Origin of the sequence: Chitiniphilus shinanonensis DSM 23277, from assembly GCF_000374805.1 — a bacterium.
GTDB lineage: Bacteria > Pseudomonadota > Gammaproteobacteria > Burkholderiales > Chitinibacteraceae > Chitiniphilus > Chitiniphilus shinanonensis.
The window spans coordinates 203,618-222,186 of sequence record NZ_KB895336.1 but is presented as its reverse complement, the minus strand read 5'-3'; the positions used below and the strand labels follow the sequence as shown (position 1 = coordinate 222,186).

The window sequence follows — 18,569 nt, the reverse complement described above, 5'->3', positions numbered from 1 at the left end:
GGTTTTACTCCTCTCGCCGCGAGCGCCTGACCAGACTGGCCGCCATCGCGGCCAGCAGGCCGACGCCGGCCAGCAGCAGGCCCCACAGCGCCCAGCGGCGCCAGTCGCCGCCGGCCGCCACGGCGGTGGCCGAGGCCGTTTGCCGCGCGGCGTCGGCGGGGGCGAGGTCCGCCTTGGCGCTGCCCATCGCCGCCAGCCTGGCATCGTCGTAGCCGGGCACCAAGGTCGTCAGCGGCAATGCCGCCGATTGCGCGTTGGCCTTGCCCAGCGCCAGGCGGTACGGCGGGGTGCCGCGCGCCAGGAACACCAGTTCCATCGCCGGCAGCGCCACCCGCACCGCGGGCGCCTGCGCGCCCAGGCCCGCGCCGCGCTGGTCCGGCGCCAGCTTGAGTTCGTTCACCTTCTGCCCCGGCAGCACGATCTCTTCCAGCCGGATTTCCTCCTTGCCCGCCGGTACCCGCGTCAGCACACCGGCCATCAGCCACTGCCACGGCGCGTGATCGTTCAGGCGGCCCGACACCGTCACCGGCGCCACCGTGTTGGGCTGGTCCAGCGACACCCGCATCGCGGTCAGCGGCAACGCCAGCGGCAGGCGGTACAGGTACTCGCCATCCTTGCCGACGCGGCCGGACAGCGGCCCGGACCAGCTCAGCGTGGCGCCGCCGCCCTGGCTGCGGGTGCCGTCGAGCCGCGCGGTGCGTAGCTCGGGCGCCTGCTGCGGCGACAGCCATTGCAGCCGCAGATAGCGTGCCGGCGCGTCGGGCAGCTCGACCTCGGGCTGGTCGATATGCTCGCCGTTGAAGCTGAAGCGCGCGATCTGCCCGCTGCCCAGCGGGCGCCAGTCGTTCAGGTCGTCGCTGGTGTCGATGGCGAAGCGCTGGAAGCCTTCGTCCGCCTCGCCCCAGCTCAGGGTCAGCCGGCGCGGCCGGTCCTTGCCCGCGCCCAGGTCGAGCAGCCAGCCGCGCAACACCGGCTCGCCGCTGCCCGCCGGCGCGGCCGGCACTTCGACGATGGTGCCTTCGCTGTTGCGCAGGACCCGCAGCGCGCCACTGGTGGTGGTTTCGCCCGCGGGGCCGCGCAGCGGGAACAGCTTGGCGCCGATCTCCTGCTGGCTGCGGGTGGCGGGCGCGGTGGCTTCGCGCAGCGCGTAGGGCACGGCCTGGCCCTGGGCGTCGAACACCCGCAGGTCGCGCAGGTCGGCATGGCGCGCGGCCAGGCGGGCGTCGAACGGCAGTGTCAGCCGGTACCACGGCCCCTGGCCGGACAACGCGAGCGGCGCGCGCACGGCGTAGTCGTCGGGCCCGTCGGCGGCCGGCGCGGCGGCGGCCCACAGCACGGTGCCCAGGCACAACAGGCGGACAACAACGGATCGACCCAGCGACATCATGGTTGCTCCGGTTCGGGCACGGCCGGCGCACGGCGCGGCGGCAGCGGCGAGAAATAGCCGACGATCAGCAGCAGCACGCCGACGCCGATGAACGACACGATGCGCTCCAGCCCGCCGCGGTTGCCCAGCTCGACGAAGAACAGCTTGACCACCACCACGCCGATCAACGCGGCGCCGACCATCCACAGCTCGCGATCGACGCGGCGATGGCCGAACACCATCAGCGCCAGCGCGCACAGCGTCCAGACGATGGACCAGCCGGCCTGCACCTGCATCGAGCCCAGCAGGGCGACCTGCTCGAACGGCACGCCGCTCCAGTGATGCACGGTGCGGCACACCGCCTGGGTCAGCAACAGCAGCACCGACGCGCCGGCCACCGCCAGCAACGCGCGCCGCCACACCGGCCGGGGCGCCGCCTGCGACGCCAGCGCGTAGTCGGCCCAGCGATAGGTGGCGGCCAGCGCGATCAGCGCGCCCAGCTCCAGCGGGTTGAGCAGCGGCAGGTAGGGCAACGGCGCGGCCGCGCCGTCGCTGAACAGGTTGGCCAGCCAGAACCATAACAGCGTCAGCGCCGCCACCGGCAGGGCGGCCTCGATGCGGTAGGTGGCCGGATACGCGGCCACCGGCCACGGCAGGCGGCGGGTGCCGGCCATCAGCGCCAGGAAGGCGCTCGGCACCAGCATCCAGCCCAGCCAGCGCCAGGCGTTGTCGTGCTCGGCCAGCAGTGCGAGCAGCATGCGCAGCTCCTGCGCCGCCACCCACAGCAGCAGCCAGCAGCCGACCAGATGGCCGACGCGCACCAGCCGCGCGGGCAGCAGGTCGTCCAGCCGGCGCAACGCGGTCCAATGCGCCAGCGCCAGCGCCGGCCAGGCCAGCCAGCCCCAGTCGGCCAACGGCAGGTAGTCGCCCGCCTCCAGGCCGAGCAGCAATACCGGCAGGCCGAGCACCGGCAGGGCCACGCAGACCAGCGCCAGCGCATGCCAGCGTTCGCGCCGCGCCAGCCATTGCCACGCCAGCACGCTGAACGCGGCCACCGCCAGCAGCAGGTGATCGCGCAGCGCCGGCTCGACGAAGCGCACGACCTCGCCCAGCGCGGTCAGCGCCCACCAGCCCACACCCCAGTACAGCAGCACGGTGGCCAGCGGTTGCAGCGTGGCCGCACCCAGCGGCGCGGCCTCTTCGCGCACCGCCGCGCGATGCAGGCGCCAGGCACCGACCAGCGCCGCCAGCGACAGCACCGCCGGGGTCCAGAAGCCGGCATGCGCCAGCGGGGCGAGCGCGGGGTCGGCCGGGCCGAACAACGCCGGGCCCAGCAGCAGGAAGCTCAAGCCGCCCACCCCCTGCAACACCAGCCCGAACACGAAGCCGACGCGCTGGCGCAGCCCCAGGCACAGCCAGGCGATCAACAGGCCGCTGCCGCCCCATACCGCGCTGGCAACGCGCCACGGCAGCACGAACAGCACGGCGAGATTGATCAGCACCAATCCGGCCAGCAGCACCACGCTCAGGCCGGTCAGCAGCGCCTTGTCGGCGCGCACCTTGTCGTCGCGCGCGGCGCAGACCATGCCGCCGATCAGCGCCAGCCCGACCAGCGACGCGGTCAGCAGATCGCGCCAGCCGTCGCCCAGCCCGGCGCCGCTGCCCAGGCCGGCGCCGTCCAGGTTGAGCAGGAACAGCGCGCCGCCCAGCAACTGCACCGCGAAGGCGCAGCCGAGGAAGGTGCGCGAGCCCAGCCGCAGGCCGGCGAACACCGTCGCCAGCCCGGCCAGCGCCCAGGCGATGGCGGTGCCGGTCACGCCCAGGCACAGCGCGGCGATCAGGTAGACGAAACCCAGCCCCAGCCCGGCCAGCCACGGCTGCACGCCGGGCTCCCAGTCGGCCAGCGCGTCGCGCTGGCGTCGCGCCTGCCACCAGCCGAACAGCAGTGCGACGCCCAGCATCAATGCCCCCAGCGGCGCCCCGTCCAGCACGGTATCGGTGCCGCTGCGCAGGTCGCCGAGGAAGGCCAGCATCGCGCCCAGTTGCAACAGCAGGGCGAAGCCGCGCGCCACCGGGCGGCGTTGTCGCAGGCCCAGCCAGTAGATGCCGGCGCCTTCCACCGCCCAGGCGGCCGAGGTCCAGCGCGCGTCCAGGCCCAGCGGGATCGCCAGGCTGGCGAACACCACGCCCAGCGCCAGGCAGGCTTCCATCAGCAGCAGCACGCGGCGGCCGCTGAGCAGTCGCGCCAGTCCCAGGTAGATCAGCCCCAGCGCCAGCGCGCTGAAGGCGGCGCCGAATTCCAGGTGGCGGATCACCGCGTATTGCAGGCCGAAGCCGATCAGCGGGGTGCCGAACAGCACCGTGCCGTCCAGGTAGTCGCCCTGGCGCAGCGACCAGTGCAGCAGCGCCTGGCGGTCGCCCTCGGCGGGCGCGTCGCCGGCCTCGCGCAGCTTGCGCCGGGCGAACAGCAGGCCGATGGCCAGGTACATCAGGAAGAACAGGATCAGGAACGGCTCGGTGCTGGCGAACAGTTCCGGGCGGTAGCCGCGAAGGCCCCAGGCGAAGCCGATGCCGAAGGTGCCAACGAAGCCGATCAGGTTGAGCACGCGCCACGCCTTGAACCAGGCGATGGCGAAGATGCCGGCGTTGAGCAGCGCAAAGTAGCTGAACAACGCCACGTGGTTGCCGCCGCCGGTGGACGCCAGGATCGGCGTGGCGAAGCCGCCCAGCGCGGCGGCGGCGGCCATGCCGCGCGCGTCCTGCAATACCGCGAGCACGGCGGCGAACACCGACACCAGCACCAGCAGCACGAAGCCGGCGCTGGCCGGGATCAGGATCGCGCCATCGTTCAGTTCGGGATAGAGCTTGATGCCGGCGAACACCGTGAGATACAGCACCGCGACGCCGGTGCCTTGCAGGATCAGCGCGTAGCCGGCGCGGCGCCCGCGCAGCCACCAGCCCAGGCCCAGCAGCGCCAGCGCGGCTGCGGCGGTGCCCAGGTACGGCGCCTGCGGCGGCATCACCATGCCTTCGGTGGCGTAGCGCAGCAGGAAGGCCAGACCGAGGAACAACAGCACCACGCCGATGCGCAGCACGGTGTTGCCGCCCAGCAGCCAGTCGCGCGCGGCGTTGTAGGCGCGCTCGAAGATGTCCGGTTGCGCGGGAACGCGCGGCACGACCGGCGCGGCGGGTTTGGCGGCGGGTGCAGAAATGGATGGCTTGGCTTCGGCCGGTGCGGATTCGGCGGCGGAGACTTCGCTGGCCGCGGCGTCGATCTCGATCGGCTCGACGGCCAATGGCGTGGTGGCTTCGGCCTCGACCGACGGGGCGATCTCCAGCAACGCCGGTTCGGACGTCTCGGGCTGCGCAACTTCGGCGGGCGCCGACCCGGGCAGGTCCAGCGCCGCCTGGAGCGCTTCGTTGGAGAGCGCGGCGGCTGGCGTGGGCGCGACCTGGCGTTCGGCCGGCGCGGGTTCGGCGACCTCAGCCGCCGCGTCGGCCAGCGGAACCGGCTCCGCGAGCGTCTCGTCAGCCGCCGCCGGGGCCGGGGCGCCGCTGGCATGGCGCTCTAGCGTCAGCACCCGCTGGTGCATCACCCCGGTGCCGTGATCGAAGCGCTTGATGAACGCCTCCAGATCGCGCTGGAGCCGGCGCTGCGCCTCCTGCACCCGTCCGGCGATGATCGCCAGCGCGATGCCGAGGCCGACCACCGCGCCCATGGCGCTGTCGCCGATCGCTGAGCCGAACAACGCGCCGAGCAATAGCCCGCCAATGACCAGTATCCATTCCATCGCACCGCCCCCCTGCCCTGTTCTTGCTGACCGGCGCCGCGCGCCCGTCGCCACGCTTCGCCGTGGTCTTGCGGCTTACCCAAATACCTGTTTGGTTTCGCGTAAGCAATTGATGTCGACGCAGTGTATAGGCAGTGGGGGAAAGGGGGCAAACCGCGGTGGGGGAGGTGTCGGGTGGAAACCCAAACCCTAAATCTTGAAACACAGAGGGCACAGAGAACACGGAGTCCCACGGAGAAAAGCAGAAGAAAGAGCGAAGCGGAATCGGCATGGGGCGCGGCGACAAATATCCAGATGGCGGGCGAGCACCATGCCTTGCTCGTCCTTTCGCCTTTCTCTGTGAATCTCCGTGTTCTCTGTGCTCTCTGTGTTTCAAGATTTAGGGTTACCAATGCAGGCGTTACCCACAGCAGCCGAGCGATATTTGCATATCGCCATAAGATTTTTGGCTTTATAACGGTTAGCGCTAATATCCGACGTTCCGCCAGGCTTCTACAATCGCGCGATCGTCAGGGAAGTCGTCTGCCTTCGCGCGCACGAACAGGCGCTTACAGCAGGCTCCCCCCGCCATCGGCCATACTGCGGACCAATAAAAGCAATATCCACAAGAGCGCGTCGTGATTCGTTTCCAGAATATCCACAAGTCGTACCTGGTCGCCGGCAAGGATGTGCCGGCGCTGGCGGGCATCGACTTCGAGATCGCCGCCGGCGAGGTGTTCGGCATCATCGGCCATTCCGGCGCCGGCAAATCCACGCTGGTGCGCCTGATCAACCTGCTGGAGCGCCCCACCCAGGGCCAGGTGCTGATCGACGGCCGCGACATCACCGCGCTGCCCGATGCCGGCCTGCGCGACCTGCGCCGCGGCATCGGCATGATCTTCCAGCACTTCAACCTGCTGTCGTCCAAGACCGTGGCCGAGAACGTGGCGTTTCCGCTGAAGCTGGCGGGCCTGCGCGACGCGCCCGCGATCAAGGCGCGGGTGGCGGCGCTGCTGGCCCGCGTCGGCCTCACCGAGCACGCCGACAAGTATCCGGCGCAGCTGTCGGGCGGGCAGAAGCAGCGGGTGGGCATCGCCCGCGCGCTGGCGACCGAGCCTTCCATCCTGCTGTGCGACGAGGCCACCAGCGCGCTCGACCCGCAGACCACCCGCTCGGTGCTGCGGCTCTTGGCCGAGATCAACCGCGAGCTGGGGCTGACCATCGTCATCATCACCCACGAGATGGACGTGGTGCGCACCGTGTGCGACCGCGTGGCGGTGCTGGACGCCGGGCGCGTGGTGGAGCTGGGCCCGGTGGCCGAGGTGTTCCTGCATCCGCAGCACCCGACCACCCGCCGCTTCGTGCTGGAGGCCGAGCACGTGGACGAGGGCGAGCAGGTGGACGACTACGCCCACGTGCCCGGCCGCGTGGTGCGGCTGACCTTCAAGGGCGATGCCACCTACGCGCCGGTGCTGGGCGACGTGGCGCGTAACACCGGCATCGATTTCAGCATCCTGGCCGGCCGCATCGACCGCATCAAGGAGAGCCCCTACGGGCAGCTCACGGTGGCATTCACCGGCGACGGCGTGGATGCCGCGCTGCAACAACTGGCCGCGCGCCGGATCACGGTGGAGGTGCTGCGCCCATGAACCAACTGTTCGTCAACATCGATTGGGCGGAAATCTGGACCGCCACGCTGGATACGCTGGCCATGCTGGGCGGCTCGCTGCTGTTCACCGTGCTGCTGGGCCTGCCGCTGGGCGTGCTGCTGTTCCTCACCGCGCGCCGCCAGATGCTGGAGCAGCCGCTGCTGTTCGGCGTGCTGTCGTTCGTCGCCAACGTGGTGCGCTCGATCCCGTTCGTGATCCTGATCATCCTGATGATCCCGGTCACGGTGCTGATCACCGGCACCTCGCTGGGCGTGGCCGGCGCCATTCCCACCCTGGTGGTCGGCGCCACGCCGTTCTTCGCCCGGCTGGTGGAGACCGCGCTGCGCGAAGTGGATCGCGGCATCGTCGAGGCCACCCAGGCGATGGGTGCCAGCACCCGCCAGATCGTGCTGCACGCGCTGTTGCCCGAGGCGCTGCCCGGCATCGTCGCCGCCGTCACCGTCACCGCGATCACGCTGGTGTCGTATACCGCCATGAGCGGCGTCATCGGCGGCGGCGGCCTGGGCGACCTGGCGATCCGCTACGGCTACCAGCGTTACCAGACTGACGTGATGATCGTGACCGTGGTGCTGCTGGTGGTGCTGGTGCAGGGTTTGCAGATGCTGGGCGACCGGCTGGTGGTGCACTTTTCGCGGAAATGACGCATGGCCCGACTCGCCTTCCGATGTAGTTCCGCCAGCGCCACGGCGCTGGCCTGAAGTATCCATTCGCGCCGCCGGGCCAACCCCGAACGGCCGCATCCTCCCCTCCCAAAAGGAACATCCAATGAAGAAACTGCTCGCACTCGTCGCCGCGTTCGCGGCCCTGTCGGCCCACGCCGCCGACAAGCTGACCGTGGCCGCCACCGCCGTGCCGCACGCCGAAATCCTGGAATTCGTGAAGCCGCAGCTCGCCAAGCAGGGCGTCGAGTTGGACGTGAAGGTGTTCACCGACTACGTGCAGCCGAACGTGCAGGTGGCCGAGAAGCGCCTGGACGCCAACTTCTTCCAGCACAAGCCCTACCTCGATGAATTCAACAAGGGCAAGGGCACCAACCTGGTGGTGGTCACCGGCGTGCACGTCGAGCCGTTCGGCGCCTACTCGACCAAGATCAAGAAGCTGGCCGACCTGCCGAAGGGCGCCACCGTGGCGATCCCGAACGACCCCACCAACGGTGGCCGCGCGCTGCTGCTGCTGGACAAGGCCGGCGTGATCAAGCTGAAGGACAACAAGAACATCCTGGCCACGGTGAAGGACATCGCCGGCAACCCCAAGCAGCTGAAGATCAAGGAACTGGAAGCCGCCACCCTGCCGCGCGTGCTGAACCAGGTGGACCTGGCGCTGATCAACACCAACTACGCGCTGGAAGCCAAGCTGAACCCGTCCAAGGACGCGCTGGCCATCGAAGGCAAGCAGTCGCCCTACGTGAACATCCTGGTGGCCCGCCCGGACAACAAGAACAGCCCGGCCATGAAGAAGCTGGCCGCCGCGCTGCACAGCCCGGAAGTGAAGCAGTTCCTGGAACAGAAGTACCAGGGCGCGGTGGTGCCGGCGTTCTGATCGCCTGATCGCATCGACGCCCCGCAACAGGCCGCCTCGCGCGGCCTGTTTTCGTTCCGGGCGCGGCATTTTCACGCGCGACGCGGGCCGGGGCGTGCCGACAATGACGGATCGACCGAGCGGAGCCACCCATGTCCTGTCGCCCCCTGTTCATCCTGGCCGCGCTTGCGGCATCCGGCCTGAGCTGCGCCGCGCCGCCCGCGCCCGCCGAGGCATTGCCCGGCCGCTGGCTGAGCGAAACCTGCGCCGCCGTGCCGCCCCGCGCCGCGCCCGACGGCCCGGCCTGGGCACGCAACGAACTGCGCTTCACCGCCCCCGACCGCCTCGACGCCAGCGTGCATCACTACCGCGACGCCGCCTGCACCCAGCCACAGGGCGATCCGCTGCCGGCGGCGGCGCTGCGTTACCTCCAGCGCAGCAATGTGATCTTCCACGTGCAGGGCGATATCGGCGGCCAACCGCTCGACCGTCAGCTGGCCTATCGCATCGACGGCGACCGGCTGTGCCTGTCGGGCGCGGTGGCGCTCAAGGGCTACGCGCTGGGCATCCTGCAATCGGGCGCCACCGAGGTGGAGACGGACAGCTGCCTGCGGCGCCAGCCGGACTGACACTCGCGGCAACGGCCGGGCTTTGGCATAGTGCGTCCTTTGCCCCTGGGTCGCCCGCCATGCCCGTCCTGCTGCTCGCCGTGGTCGCCATCGCACTGGTCGTGTCCGGCATCTCGCCCACCGACCGCCTGACCTGGCTGATGGAAGTGCTGCCGGTGCTGATCGCGGCGCCGCTGCTGATCGCCACCCGCCGCAGTTTTCCGCTCACCTCGCTGCTGTACCTGCTGATCGCCGCGCACGCGCTGATCCTGATCTACGGCGGCGCCTACACCTACGCCCACGTACCGCTCGGTTTCTGGATGGAGGACTGGTTCGGGCTGAGCCGCAATCCCTACGACAAGATCGGCCACTTCGCCCAGGGCTTCGTGCCGGCGCTGGTGGCGCGCGAGATCCTGCTGCGCGGGCGCTACCTCAACCCGCGCCACCGCCTGATGGCGGGCTTTCTCTCCGGCTGCGTGGCGATGGCGGTGTCGGCGGTGTACGAGCTGATCGAATGGGGCGCGGCGGTGATCATGGGCCAGGGCGCGGACGAATTCCTCGGCACCCAGGGCTACGAGTGGGACACCCAGTCCGACATGGGCTTCGCCCTGCTGGGCGCGCTGGTGGCGCTGACACTGCTGTCGCGCTGGCACGACCGGCAGATGGCGCGGCTGGCGGTGAAGCCGGTGTAATGGGCGAAGGCCGGGCACATTGAGAACCCCCACACCTTGAACCACAGAGAACAGTGAGAACACGGAGTTACACAGAGAACCCCAAAGCAGTTTCGGGTGTTTCGGGGTACGGTTTTCTCAGTGACCCCTCTGTGTTCTCTGTGTCCTCTGTGGTTCAAGACGTGGGGTTTCGGCTCCCAGCCTACGGCCGATCCAGCGCGTGTTCGACCAGGGTTTCCAGCGACAGGTGTTCCAGGATGGCTTCGTGGGTGGCCGCCAGCAGGATCGGCGGGGCCTTGCCTTCCAGCAGCGCTTCGATCCAGCGTCCGGCGCAGACACACCAGTGATCGCCCGGCCTGAGGCCGGGAAAGCCCCAGTCGGGGCGCGGGGTGCTGAGGTCGTTGCCGCGCTCGGCGGAGAACGCCAGGAACTCCTCGGTCATCTGCGCGCAGACCGTGTGCTGCCCCGCGTCGCCCTGGCATTCGGCGCAGAAGCCGGTGCGCTCGTAGCCGGTGAGCGGGTCGAAATTGCACGGGAACAGCGGCAGGCCCAGCACGCTCAACTGCACGATTTCATCCATGACGCTCTCCTTCCCGTGACGGCGTTCACAGTATGGACAGACATCCCGGCGCTTGCTGGCCGGCAATGGCGCCGAGCGCATCGACCGGGGTCGGCAGGCGGTTTCCCCGCAGGCTCAGAAGCCGCCTTCCAGGCGCATGCCGTCGTAGCCGACCTCGACGCCGGGTGGCAGGCGTTCGCTCAGGGCGTGGTATTCCAGTTCGTGCGTCATGTGGATCAGCACGGTGCGGCGCGCGCCGATGCGCCGCGCCATCGCCAGCGACTGTTCCACGCTCAGGTGCGTGGGGTGCTCGCGCTCGCGCAGGCAGTCCAGCAGCAGCACGTCCAGCTGCTCCAGCAGGGCGAAGCTGGATTCGGGTATCTCGGACACGTCGGTCAGGTACGCCACCTTGCCGACGCGGAATCCCAGCACCGGCCACTTGCCATGCAGCAGCGGGATCGGCTGCACCCGCACCCCGCCGGCGAGGAAGGACTCGTGCTCCACCTCGTGCAGCGTCAGCACCGGCTTGTCCCAGTATTCGTTGGGACTGAGCAGGGTGTAGGTGAAGCGGCTCTTGATGTGTTCCAGCGTGAGCTGGTTGCCGTACACCGGCAGCGCGCCCTTTTGCAGCCAGCACCAGGCGCGCAGGTCGTCGATGCCATGGATATGGTCGGCGTGCGGATGGGTGTACAGCACCGCGTCCAGCCGCAGCAACTGCTCGCGCAATGCCTGCTGGCGCAGGTCGGGCCCGGTGTCGATCAGCAGGTTGACGTTGCCCACGCCGAACACCGCCGAAGTCCGGGTGCGGGTGTTGCGCGGGTCGCGTGAGGTGCAGGTGGGGCAGGTGCAGCCCAGCGCCGGGGTGCCGCCGCTGGAACCGACACCCAGCAGCGTGACGGTCACCCGTTCCGGCGCGGGCGGGCGGCTCATGGCACGGCCCGCCGGAACAGCTTGAAGAAGTTGTCGGTGGTAGTGGCCGCCACTTCGGCCACCGGCACGCCCTTGAGGTCGGCGATGTGCTCGGCCACGTGCTTCACCCACGCCGGCTGGTTGGTCTTGCCGCGGAACGGCACCGGCGCCAGATACGGCGAGTCGGTTTCGATCAGCATGCGCTCCAGCGGCACGCGCCGCGCCACTTCCTTCAGTTCCTCGGCCTTCTTGAAGGTGACGATGCCGGAGAACGAGATATAGAACCCCAGTTCCATCGCCGCCTGCGCCACCTCCCAGCTTTCGGTGAAGCAGTGCATCACCCCGCCGACCTCGGCCGCGCCCTCTTCCTGGAGGATGCGGATGGTGTCCTCGCTGGCGGCGCGGGTGTGGATGATCAGCGGCAGGCCGGTCTGGCGCGCCGCGCGGATATGCACGCGGAAGCGCTCGCGCTGCCAGCCCAGGTCGCCCTGCAAGCGGTAGTAGTCGAGCCCCGTCTCGCCGATGGCGACCACCCTGGGGCGCTGCGCCAGCTCGACCAGGCCGGCGACGGTGGGTTCCTCCACATCCTCGTAGTCGGGGTGGACGCCCACCGAGGCGAAGAGATTGTCGTGCGCCTCGGCCAGCGCCATCACGCTCGGCCACTCGGGCAGGTTCACCGACACACACAGCGCATGCGTCACCCGATTCTCGGCCATCGCGGCCAGCAGCTCGTCGATACGCTCGGCGAGTTCGGGGAAATTGATGTGGCAGTGGGAGTCTACGAACATGGCGTGAGGCGGTGAGGGGGGAGAAAGAGATAGAGCGGGAAGGGAGAAGGGGGAAGAGGGAAGGGTAAAGTCCAAAGCGTCGTGGCTGTGGCTGTTGCTTTTACCCTTCTCCCTTCCCTCTTCCCCCTTCCCGGTGCGCAAAGCGCACCTCACATCGTATGCGTGGTCCGGCTGCTTTGCAGATAGCCGCCCAGCAGGGCTTCGATCTTGTTGCGGGCCTGGGCGCCGGCTTCGTTGCTGGAGAAGCGCACGCCGATGCCCTGCTGGTGGTTGTTGTGCGCGCCCTGCGGCGTCACCCAGACCACATGGCCGGAGACGGCGATCTTGGCCGGGTCGTCCAGCAGCGACAGCAGCATGAATACCTCGTCGCCCAGCCGGTACGGCTTGGAGGTGGGAATGAAGATGCCGCCGCCGGTCACGAACGGCATGTAGGAGGCGTACAGCGCCGCCTTTTCCTTGATGTTGAGCGAAAGAACGCCCGGCCGGCTGGCCTGCTTCGGTGCTTCCATCTAGCGCCCCTTGCGGAATGCCGCCACGTAGTCGTTGAGGAGGGTTTCGTACACCAGCCGCAGGTTCAGCGGGTGATGCGCCAAACGCTGGGCCTCCAGCAGGCGCTCGGCGTACTTCAGCAGTTGCGGCGCCCGCACGGACAACCGGGTCAGGTCGTCCTTGCAGTCGGGATAGTACCGGACAACGCCGGCCAACCCCATGCTGACCAGATCGTAGACCCATTTCTGGAGCCAGGCGATGACCAGCGCGGCGTCCAGCTTGGATTTCTCCAGCTCGCCCGCCACCGCCAGCACGTCCAACGCGCCAGGATTGGCCAGGTGCTCCAGCAGCGCGCGGCGGGTGCCCAGCCAGTCGGCGCCGGCATCCTCCAGCGCCGCCAGCGGCGCGCCGCCGCTGTGGTGCAGGTGCAGTTCGGGATCGACCACGCCGTGCTGCGCCAGCCAGGCGGCCGCGGCGCGATGCTCGGGCATCGGCAGCGGAAAGATGCGGCAGCGGCTGCGGATGGTGGGCAACAGGCGCCGCCAGTGGTGCGCCACCAGGATGAACTGGGCGCCGGCCGGCGGCTCCTCCAGCGTCTTGAGCAGCGCGTTGGCGGCAGCCAGGTTCAGGCTTTCGGCCGGATAGACCACGGTGACGCGCGCGCCGCCGCGATGCGAGGTCAGGTTGACGAAGTCGTTCAGCTCGCGCACGTCGTCCACGCCGATGGTGGGAAAACGCCGCTTGGCCTTGGTGCCCTCCTCTTCCTCGTCGGCGTCGTCGCCGGGCGCCAGCACGCGGTAGTCAGGATGGTTGCCGGCGGCGAACCAGCGACAGCTCTCGCAGACGCCGCACGGCTCGCTGGTCTTGCCCGGCGCCTCGCACAGGAACCAGGCGGCCAGCCGTTCGGCGAAGCGGCGCTTGCCGATGCCGGCCTCGCCGGTGAGCAGCAACGCGTGCGGCATGCGCGCGGTGCCGGCGAGCAGCGCATCCCAGGTGGTCTGCTGCCAGGGGTAGAGCGTCAGGCCGTTCATGCCGCCAGCCCCAGCCAGTCGGGCAATTGCCGCGCCAGCGCCGCCTGGATCTGTTCCGGCGTGCCGCGGCCGTCGATCACGCGGATGCGTTGCGGTGCGCTGGCGGCGCGCGCCAGGTAGGCGTCGCGCACCCGCGCGTGGAAATCGGCGGCCTCGCGCTCGAAGCGATCCAGCTCGCGCCCTTGCGCCAGACGCGCGGCGGAGACTTCCGGCGGCACGTCGAACAGCAGGGTGAGATCGGGCTCGACGCGCGCGGCGCCGCTGCCCTGCACCCAGTCCTCCAGCGCCGCCACCTTGGCCGGCGCCAGCCCGCGCCCGCCGCCCTGGTAGGCGAAGCTGGCGTCGGTGAAGCGGTCGCACAGCACCCAGTCGCCGCGCGCCAGCGCCGGCTCGATCACGGCGGCCAGATGCTCGCGCCGCGCGGCGAACATCAGCAGCGCTTCGGTCTCCAGGTGCATCGGCTCGGCCAGCAGCCACTCGCGCAGCCGCTCGCCCAGCGGCGTGCCGCCCGGCTCGCGGGTCTGCACCAGCCGCACGCCGCGCGCGGTCAGCCATTGCGCCAGCCACGCCAGCTGGGTGCTCTTGCCGGCGCCGTCGACGCCTTCGACGCTGATGAAGCGGCCGCGGGCTTGGGTCATGGGAATGACTTCACGCCAGCCGGCCACGGATGCTGGCGGCGATGCCCGCGCCGTCCAGCCCGCATTCGACCAGCAGTTGCTTCTGTTCGCCGTGCTCCACGTAGCTGTCGGGCAGGCCGAGCTGCAACACCGGTTTGGCGATGCCGGCGGCGGCCAGCGCCTCCAGCACGGCGCTGCCGGCACCGCCCATGATGGCGTTCTCCTCGACCGTGACCAGCAGGTCGTGGCCGGCGGCCAGTTGTGCGATCAGCGCGGTGTCCAGCGGCTTGACGAAGCGCATGTTGGCGACGGTGGCATCCAGCGCCTCGCCGGCCTGCAACGCGGCCTCCAGCAGGGTGCCGAAGGCCAGGATCGCCACCTTGGCGCCCTGGCGGCGAATCTCGCCGCGCCCCCACGGCACGCCGGTCATCTCGGCCTCGACCGCCACGCCGGGGCCGGTGCCGCGCGGGTAGCGCACCGCGGCCGGGCCGGGGTGCTGATAAGCGCTGTACAGCATCTGGCGGCATTCGTTCTCGTCGGCCGGCGCCAGCACCGCCATATTGGGCACGCAGCGCAGGTACGACAGGTCGAACGAGCCGGCGTGGGTGGGGCCGTCGGCGCCGACCAGCCCGGCGCGGTCGATGGCGAAGGTGACGTCCAGGTTCTGCAATGCCACGTCGTGGATCAACTGGTCGTAGCCGCGTTGCAGGAAGGTGGAGTAGATCGCCACCACCGGCTTGAGCCCTTCGCAGGCCAGACCGCCGGCGAAGGTGACGGCGTGCTGCTCGGCGATGCCGACGTCGAAATAGCGCTCGGGGAATTCCTGCTCGAAGCGCACCAGCCCCGAGCCCTCGCGCATAGCGGGGGTGATGCCGACCAGCTTGTCGTCCAGCCGCGCCATGTCGCACAGCCAGTCGCCGAACACCTGGGTGTAGTTGATCTTGCCGCCGCCCTTGCCGCCGGCCATGCCGTTCTCCGGCGTGAACGGGGTGACGGCGTGGTACTTCACCGGGTCGTCCACCGCCAGCTTGTAGCCCTGGCCCTTCTTGGTCACCACGTGCAGGAACTGCGGCCCGCGCAGCTGCTTGATGTTGTTCAGCGTGGTGAGCAGGGTGTCGAGGTCGTGGCCGTCGATGGGGCCGATGTAGTTGAAGCCCAGCTCCTCGAACAGCGTGGCCGGCGAGAAGAAGCCCTTGACGTGCTCCTCGCCCTTTTTCGCCAGCTCGCGCAGCGGCGGCACCGCGCCGAGCACCTTGCCCGAGGCATTGCGGAAGCCGTTGTAGAACTTGCCCGACAGCAGCCGCGCCAGGTAGTTGTTGAAGGCGCCGACGTTGGGCGAGATCGACATCTCGTTGTCGTTGAGGATCACCAGCAGGTCCACGTCGCGGTGGCCGGCGTTGAACAGCGCCTCCACCGCCTGGCCGGCGGTCATGGCGCCGTCGCCGATCACGGCGATGGCGCGGCGCTCCTCGCCCTTGAGCTTGGCCGCCTCGGCGAAGCCCAGCGCGGCGCCGATCGAGGTGCTGGAGTGGCCGACGCCGAAGGTGTCGTACTCGCTTTCCTCGCGCTTGGGGAACCCGGCCAGCCCGCCCTGCTTGCGCATGGTGTGCATCAGCTGGCGGCGGCCGGTGAGGATTTTGTGCGGATAGCTCTGGTGGCCCACATCCCACACCAGCCGGTCGTGCGGGGTGTCGAACACGTAGTGCAGCGCCACGGTGAGTTCCACCGCGCCCAGGTTGGACGCGAAGTGGCCGCCGGTGCTGCTGATCGAGTCGAGCAGGAAGGCGCGCAGTTCGGCGGTCAGTTGCGGCAGCGCACGGCGCTCCAGGCGGCGCAGGTCCGCGGGACAGGTGATGGTGTCGAGAAGCGACGTCATGGTGGATGGGCCCGTGCTTGGCGCGGTGAGTGTCTCGGTCCGGGGGCGGCTGCGCCGCCCCGCGGCATCAATGGTTGCGGGCGACGATGTAGTCGGCCAGTTCGACCAGCCGCCTGGCGCGCTCGCCGAACGGCGCCAGCGCCTCGCGTGCCTCGGCCTGCAATTCGGCGGCCTTCTGCCTGGCGCCGGCCAGGCCCAGCAACGCGACGTAGGTGGGCTTGTTGTTGGCGGCGTCCTTGCCGGCGGTCTTGCCCAGCGTGGCGGTGTCGGCTTCCTCGTCGAGGATGTCGTCCACCACCTGGAACGCCAGGCCCATGCACTTGGCGAAGCGGTCGACCCGTTCCAGCTCGGCGTCCGGCAGCGCCCGGCCGCAGTGCGCGCCCAGCAGCACCGCGGCGCGGATCAGCGCGCCGGTCTTGAGGATGTGCATCATCTCCAGCGCCGGCAGCGACAGGGTATGGCCGACGCTGTAGAGGTCGATGCCCTGGCCGCCGCACATGCCGTTGCTGCCGGCGGCGCGGGCCAGGATGCCCACCATCTTCATCTGCACCGCCGGATCGTCGGCCAGCACATGCTGCGACAGCACCTCGAAGGCGGCGGTCTGCAAGGCGTCGCCCGCCAGCAGCGCGGTGGCCTCGTCGTATTGCACGTGCACCGTCGGCTTGCCCCGGCGCAGCACGTCGTTGTCCATCGGCGGCATGTCGTCGTGCACCAGCGAATAGGCGTGGATCAGCTCGACCGCGGCGCCGGCGAAGGCCAGCCGGCGCGGCTCGGCCCCGGTCAGTTCGCCGGCGGCGAAGGCCAGCAACGGCCGCACCCGCTTGCCGCCATCGAGCACGGCGTAGCGCATGGCGTCGTGCAGCCGGGCCGGCAGGTGATTGGCCGGCGGCAGCACGGCGGACAGGGTTTCCTCGGTACGCGCCTGGACGTCGCGCATCCAGGCCTGGAAGTCGCTCATTGGGCCTCCGGGGTGAACGGCTTGAGTTCGCCGGCTTCCAGAATCTTGAGCTGCTGCTCGGCGTCGGCCAGCTTGGCCTCGCAGTAGCGCAGCAGTTCCTGGCCTCGGCGATAGGCGTTGAGGGAGGCTTCCAAAGGCAGGTTGCCCGATTCGAGTTCGCCGATCAGCGTTTCGAGTTCGGCAAAGCCGGCCTCGAAGGACTCGGGCTGTTTGGCTGCTTTCGACATGACGGGGGGACGACGGGAGGGCTGGTGAATCGGGGGAAAATAACGGAAAGCCCGGCGCGGCGTCAAACCGCGCCGGCGGCCCGGCGCGCCGCCCACCGGGCGCGATGCGCGATCTGCCCGCGACGGCTTGCCGGGCAACACCGTGCACCCGGCGCGCCGTCGCGAACGGGCGCTCAGAATTCCTGCAAGGTCGGGTAGAAGCTGGAGTAGTCGTTGTCCCAGCGGAAGTTGGTGAACGACACGGTGCACGAAACATCCAGCCCTTCGACGAAATGCCAGCAACCCACCGGCAGGAACAGGATTTCGCCGGGGTTGAGCGTGCATTCCAGCACCTGGGCGTCGCGCATCGCCGGAAAGCGTGTGTAGTCCACCTCGCGCCCGTCCACGTGGGTAAAGCAGTGCGAATGGTTGTAGACGCTGGCGATCTCGCACGACGGCATCAGCAGCAGGCGCTTGCGGCCGATCACCTGTGCCATGAAGTTGTTGGTCAGGTCGTGGTGGAATGGCGTGATGGTGCCCGCCGGCCCCAGCCACAGGAAGCCCTGCGCGCCGCGGCTGCCGTCCAGGTAGGCCGGCACCTGCACGATGTCGTCCCATAGCTCGGTCAACGCGCGGCGGTTGAGCGAATCGTTGGTGGCGGTCATGTAGAAGTCGTTGGTACGCCCGGCATCGCGCACCAGATCGACGAACTCGCCGAACTTCATCACCCGCTTGTGGGCGATCTTGTTCAGTTCGTAGTACGGATCGCCATTGCGGCCGAACTGCACCTCGACTTCGCGCGCCGCCCAGTAGCTGCGGAAGTAGTCCAGGTTCCATTTCCGCATCGCCGGCCAGTCGTCCATCATCCCGGTGATGATCACCGGGCGCGCCGCGCTGTAGTAATGCTCGAAGAACTCTTCGGTGGACAGGCGCTCGCGGCGCGGCACTTCGCTGCCACGCTGACGGTTCAGCTTGCGCTGGCAGGCCAGCACCCAGTCGCGCTTGGCCAGCCGGTTCTTCAACCGCTGCGCGCCGGCCAGATACGGGCTCGACAGCGCGCGCTCCACCTCCTGGCGCGCATCGGCCGTGGAAAAGCCGTTGTCGACCAGCACGCCGAACAGCTGGTGCGGATCGTTGCCGAGCAACAGGTTCTCGGCCAGCCAGCGCCGCCAGTCGTCGGTCATGGTCTGCGAGGCGATCGCCTCCGCCACGGATTGGTTCATTTCGCTCCTCCAGGGGTTGTCTTATCGGCGCCGTCAGCGACGCTCTGGTATTGCGCGATTCTGCGCGCCCACCTCGGCCGCAACAAGACCGGCAGGCGGCCCTGGCCGGCGAGTCGGCGGATCACCGGCCTGCCGTTCATCCTCCCATCCAGAGGCATGGCCCCACCCGACGGCAGCGCCCAACCCGGCTCACAATGGCTTGCGGGTGCGCGCCGCGCCCGCCGTTGGTCGGGCGTTCCGACAGCGCGGCGCCAAGGGCCGGATCGCGGCCCCGTTGGGCAAGCAGCATGAATACCAATGGCTTTCTCCT

Annotated in this window: 17 protein-coding genes and 1 pseudogene; 6 read left to right on the top strand and 12 right to left on the bottom strand. The window is 69.5% G+C overall.

Features of this window, described 5'->3' with window-relative positions:
- Positions 1 to 4: 4 nt before the first annotated feature.
- Positions 5 to 1,387, bottom strand: a complete 1,383-nt coding sequence (locus C556_RS0104735) for a DUF3999 domain-containing protein (RefSeq protein WP_211214668.1) — start codon at positions 1,385 to 1,387, stop codon at positions 5 to 7.
- Positions 1,384 to 5,157 carry a DUF2339 domain-containing protein gene (locus C556_RS0104730; RefSeq protein ID WP_026262812.1) on the bottom strand — a complete coding sequence of 1,258 codons (3,774 nt, stop codon included), beginning with the start codon at positions 5,155 to 5,157 and terminating at the stop codon, positions 1,384 to 1,386. Before C556_RS0104730 ends, C556_RS0104735 begins: the two co-directional genes overlap by 4 nt.
- Before the next feature lie 617 nt (positions 5,158 to 5,774).
- Here C556_RS0104730 and C556_RS24245 point away from each other — a divergent pair.
- The 6 genes and pseudogenes from C556_RS24245 to C556_RS0104705 all read left to right on the top strand — a co-directional run.
- A pseudogene (locus C556_RS24245) lies at positions 5,775 to 6,506 on the top strand (methionine ABC transporter ATP-binding protein); the annotation flags it as partial.
- A complete protein-coding gene (locus C556_RS24330; RefSeq protein WP_434533733.1) occupies positions 6,498 to 6,785 on the top strand; it encodes an NIL domain-containing protein in 288 nt (95 codons plus the stop codon). The pseudogene C556_RS24245 and the gene C556_RS24330, both read left to right, overlap by 9 nt.
- Positions 6,782 to 7,447 (top strand): methionine ABC transporter permease, encoded by a 666-nt coding sequence (locus tag C556_RS0104720; protein WP_018747079.1) that lies wholly within the window; start codon positions 6,782 to 6,784, stop codon positions 7,445 to 7,447. The genes C556_RS24330 and C556_RS0104720 overlap by 4 nt, the downstream gene beginning before the upstream one ends.
- A gap of 124 nt (positions 7,448 to 7,571) precedes the next feature.
- Entirely contained in the window at positions 7,572 to 8,345 is a 774-nt protein-coding gene (locus C556_RS0104715) for a MetQ/NlpA family ABC transporter substrate-binding protein (protein WP_018747078.1), read from the top strand.
- Between the two features lie 131 nt (positions 8,346 to 8,476).
- Positions 8,477 to 8,953 carry a hypothetical protein gene (locus tag C556_RS0104710; RefSeq protein ID WP_018747077.1) on the top strand — a complete coding sequence of 159 codons (477 nt, stop codon included), beginning with the start codon at positions 8,477 to 8,479 and terminating at the stop codon, positions 8,951 to 8,953.
- Positions 8,954 to 9,012: 59 nt separating this feature from the next.
- Positions 9,013 to 9,624: a DUF2238 domain-containing protein gene (locus C556_RS0104705; protein WP_018747076.1), complete on the top strand. Its 612-nt coding sequence runs from the start codon at positions 9,013 to 9,015 to the stop codon at positions 9,622 to 9,624.
- A gap of 181 nt (positions 9,625 to 9,805) precedes the next feature.
- Here the strand turns inward: C556_RS0104705 and C556_RS0104700 are convergent, their stop codons facing one another.
- From C556_RS0104700 to C556_RS0104655, 10 genes are all read right to left on the bottom strand, one after another.
- Positions 9,806 to 10,183 carry a DUF2237 family protein gene (locus tag C556_RS0104700; RefSeq protein ID WP_018747075.1) on the bottom strand — a complete coding sequence of 126 codons (378 nt, stop codon included), beginning with the start codon at positions 10,181 to 10,183 and terminating at the stop codon, positions 9,806 to 9,808.
- A gap of 114 nt (positions 10,184 to 10,297) precedes the next feature.
- Positions 10,298 to 11,092, bottom strand: a complete 795-nt coding sequence (locus C556_RS0104695) for an MBL fold metallo-hydrolase (RefSeq protein WP_018747074.1) — start codon at positions 11,090 to 11,092, stop codon at positions 10,298 to 10,300.
- Positions 11,089 to 11,859 (bottom strand): TatD family hydrolase, encoded by a 771-nt coding sequence (locus C556_RS0104690; protein ID WP_018747073.1) that lies wholly within the window; start codon positions 11,857 to 11,859, stop codon positions 11,089 to 11,091. Before C556_RS0104690 ends, C556_RS0104695 begins: the two co-directional genes overlap by 4 nt.
- 149 nt (positions 11,860 to 12,008) lie before the next feature.
- Positions 12,009 to 12,368: a PilZ domain-containing protein gene (locus tag C556_RS0104685; protein ID WP_018747072.1), complete on the bottom strand. Its 360-nt coding sequence runs from the start codon at positions 12,366 to 12,368 to the stop codon at positions 12,009 to 12,011.
- Complete coding sequence (holB, locus tag C556_RS0104680) at positions 12,369 to 13,379, bottom strand: DNA polymerase III subunit delta' (RefSeq protein WP_018747071.1); 1,011 nt, start codon at positions 13,377 to 13,379, stop codon at positions 12,369 to 12,371.
- Entirely contained in the window at positions 13,376 to 14,017 is a 642-nt protein-coding gene (tmk, locus tag C556_RS0104675; protein ID WP_018747070.1) for a dTMP kinase, read from the bottom strand. Before tmk ends, holB begins: the two co-directional genes overlap by 4 nt.
- 10 nt (positions 14,018 to 14,027) lie before the next feature.
- Positions 14,028 to 15,872, bottom strand: coding sequence for a 1-deoxy-D-xylulose-5-phosphate synthase (gene dxs / locus C556_RS0104670; protein ID WP_018747069.1), 1,845 nt, complete (start codon positions 15,870 to 15,872; stop codon positions 14,028 to 14,030).
- Positions 15,873 to 15,939: 67 nt separating this feature from the next.
- Positions 15,940 to 16,830 carry a polyprenyl synthetase family protein gene (locus tag C556_RS0104665; protein WP_018747068.1) on the bottom strand — a complete coding sequence of 297 codons (891 nt, stop codon included), beginning with the start codon at positions 16,828 to 16,830 and terminating at the stop codon, positions 15,940 to 15,942.
- Positions 16,827 to 17,057 carry an exodeoxyribonuclease VII small subunit gene (locus tag C556_RS0104660; RefSeq protein ID WP_018747067.1) on the bottom strand — a complete coding sequence of 77 codons (231 nt, stop codon included), beginning with the start codon at positions 17,055 to 17,057 and terminating at the stop codon, positions 16,827 to 16,829. The genes C556_RS0104665 and C556_RS0104660 overlap by 4 nt, the downstream gene beginning before the upstream one ends.
- Positions 17,058 to 17,230: 173 nt before the next feature.
- Positions 17,231 to 18,259: a cupin-like domain-containing protein gene (locus C556_RS0104655; protein ID WP_018747066.1), complete on the bottom strand. Its 1,029-nt coding sequence runs from the start codon at positions 18,257 to 18,259 to the stop codon at positions 17,231 to 17,233.
- Positions 18,260 to 18,569: the final 310 nt, after the last annotated feature.

What these genes read in the sequence shown, in the direction of transcription:
- C556_RS0104735 (WP_211214668.1), bottom strand. Translation starts at nt 1,387, where the DNA reads ATGATGTCGCTGGGTCGATCCGTTGTTGTCCGCCTGTTGTGCCTGGGC.
- C556_RS0104730 (WP_026262812.1), bottom strand. Translation starts at nt 5,157, where the DNA reads ATGGAATGGATACTGGTCATTGGCGGGCTATTGCTCGGCGCGTTGTTC.
- C556_RS0104720 (WP_018747079.1), top strand. Translation starts at nt 6,782, where the DNA reads ATGAACCAACTGTTCGTCAACATCGATTGGGCGGAAATCTGGACCGCC.
- C556_RS0104715 (WP_018747078.1), top strand. Translation starts at nt 7,572, where the DNA reads ATGAAGAAACTGCTCGCACTCGTCGCCGCGTTCGCGGCCCTGTCGGCC.
- C556_RS0104710 (WP_018747077.1), top strand. Translation starts at nt 8,477, where the DNA reads ATGTCCTGTCGCCCCCTGTTCATCCTGGCCGCGCTTGCGGCATCCGGC.
- C556_RS0104705 (WP_018747076.1), top strand. Translation starts at nt 9,013, where the DNA reads ATGCCCGTCCTGCTGCTCGCCGTGGTCGCCATCGCACTGGTCGTGTCC.
- C556_RS0104700 (WP_018747075.1), bottom strand. Translation starts at nt 10,183, where the DNA reads ATGGATGAAATCGTGCAGTTGAGCGTGCTGGGCCTGCCGCTGTTCCCG.
- C556_RS0104695 (WP_018747074.1), bottom strand. Translation starts at nt 11,092, where the DNA reads ATGAGCCGCCCGCCCGCGCCGGAACGGGTGACCGTCACGCTGCTGGGT.
- C556_RS0104690 (WP_018747073.1), bottom strand. Translation starts at nt 11,859, where the DNA reads ATGTTCGTAGACTCCCACTGCCACATCAATTTCCCCGAACTCGCCGAG.
- C556_RS0104685 (WP_018747072.1), bottom strand. Translation starts at nt 12,368, where the DNA reads ATGGAAGCACCGAAGCAGGCCAGCCGGCCGGGCGTTCTTTCGCTCAAC.
- holB (WP_018747071.1), bottom strand. Translation starts at nt 13,379, where the DNA reads ATGAACGGCCTGACGCTCTACCCCTGGCAGCAGACCACCTGGGATGCG.
- tmk (WP_018747070.1), bottom strand. Translation starts at nt 14,017, where the DNA reads ATGACCCAAGCCCGCGGCCGCTTCATCAGCGTCGAAGGCGTCGACGGC.
- dxs (WP_018747069.1), bottom strand. Translation starts at nt 15,872, where the DNA reads ATGACGTCGCTTCTCGACACCATCACCTGTCCCGCGGACCTGCGCCGC.
- C556_RS0104665 (WP_018747068.1), bottom strand. Translation starts at nt 16,830, where the DNA reads ATGAGCGACTTCCAGGCCTGGATGCGCGACGTCCAGGCGCGTACCGAG.
- C556_RS0104660 (WP_018747067.1), bottom strand. Translation starts at nt 17,057, where the DNA reads ATGTCGAAAGCAGCCAAACAGCCCGAGTCCTTCGAGGCCGGCTTTGCC.
- C556_RS0104655 (WP_018747066.1), bottom strand. Translation starts at nt 18,259, where the DNA reads ATGAACCAATCCGTGGCGGAGGCGATCGCCTCGCAGACCATGACCGAC.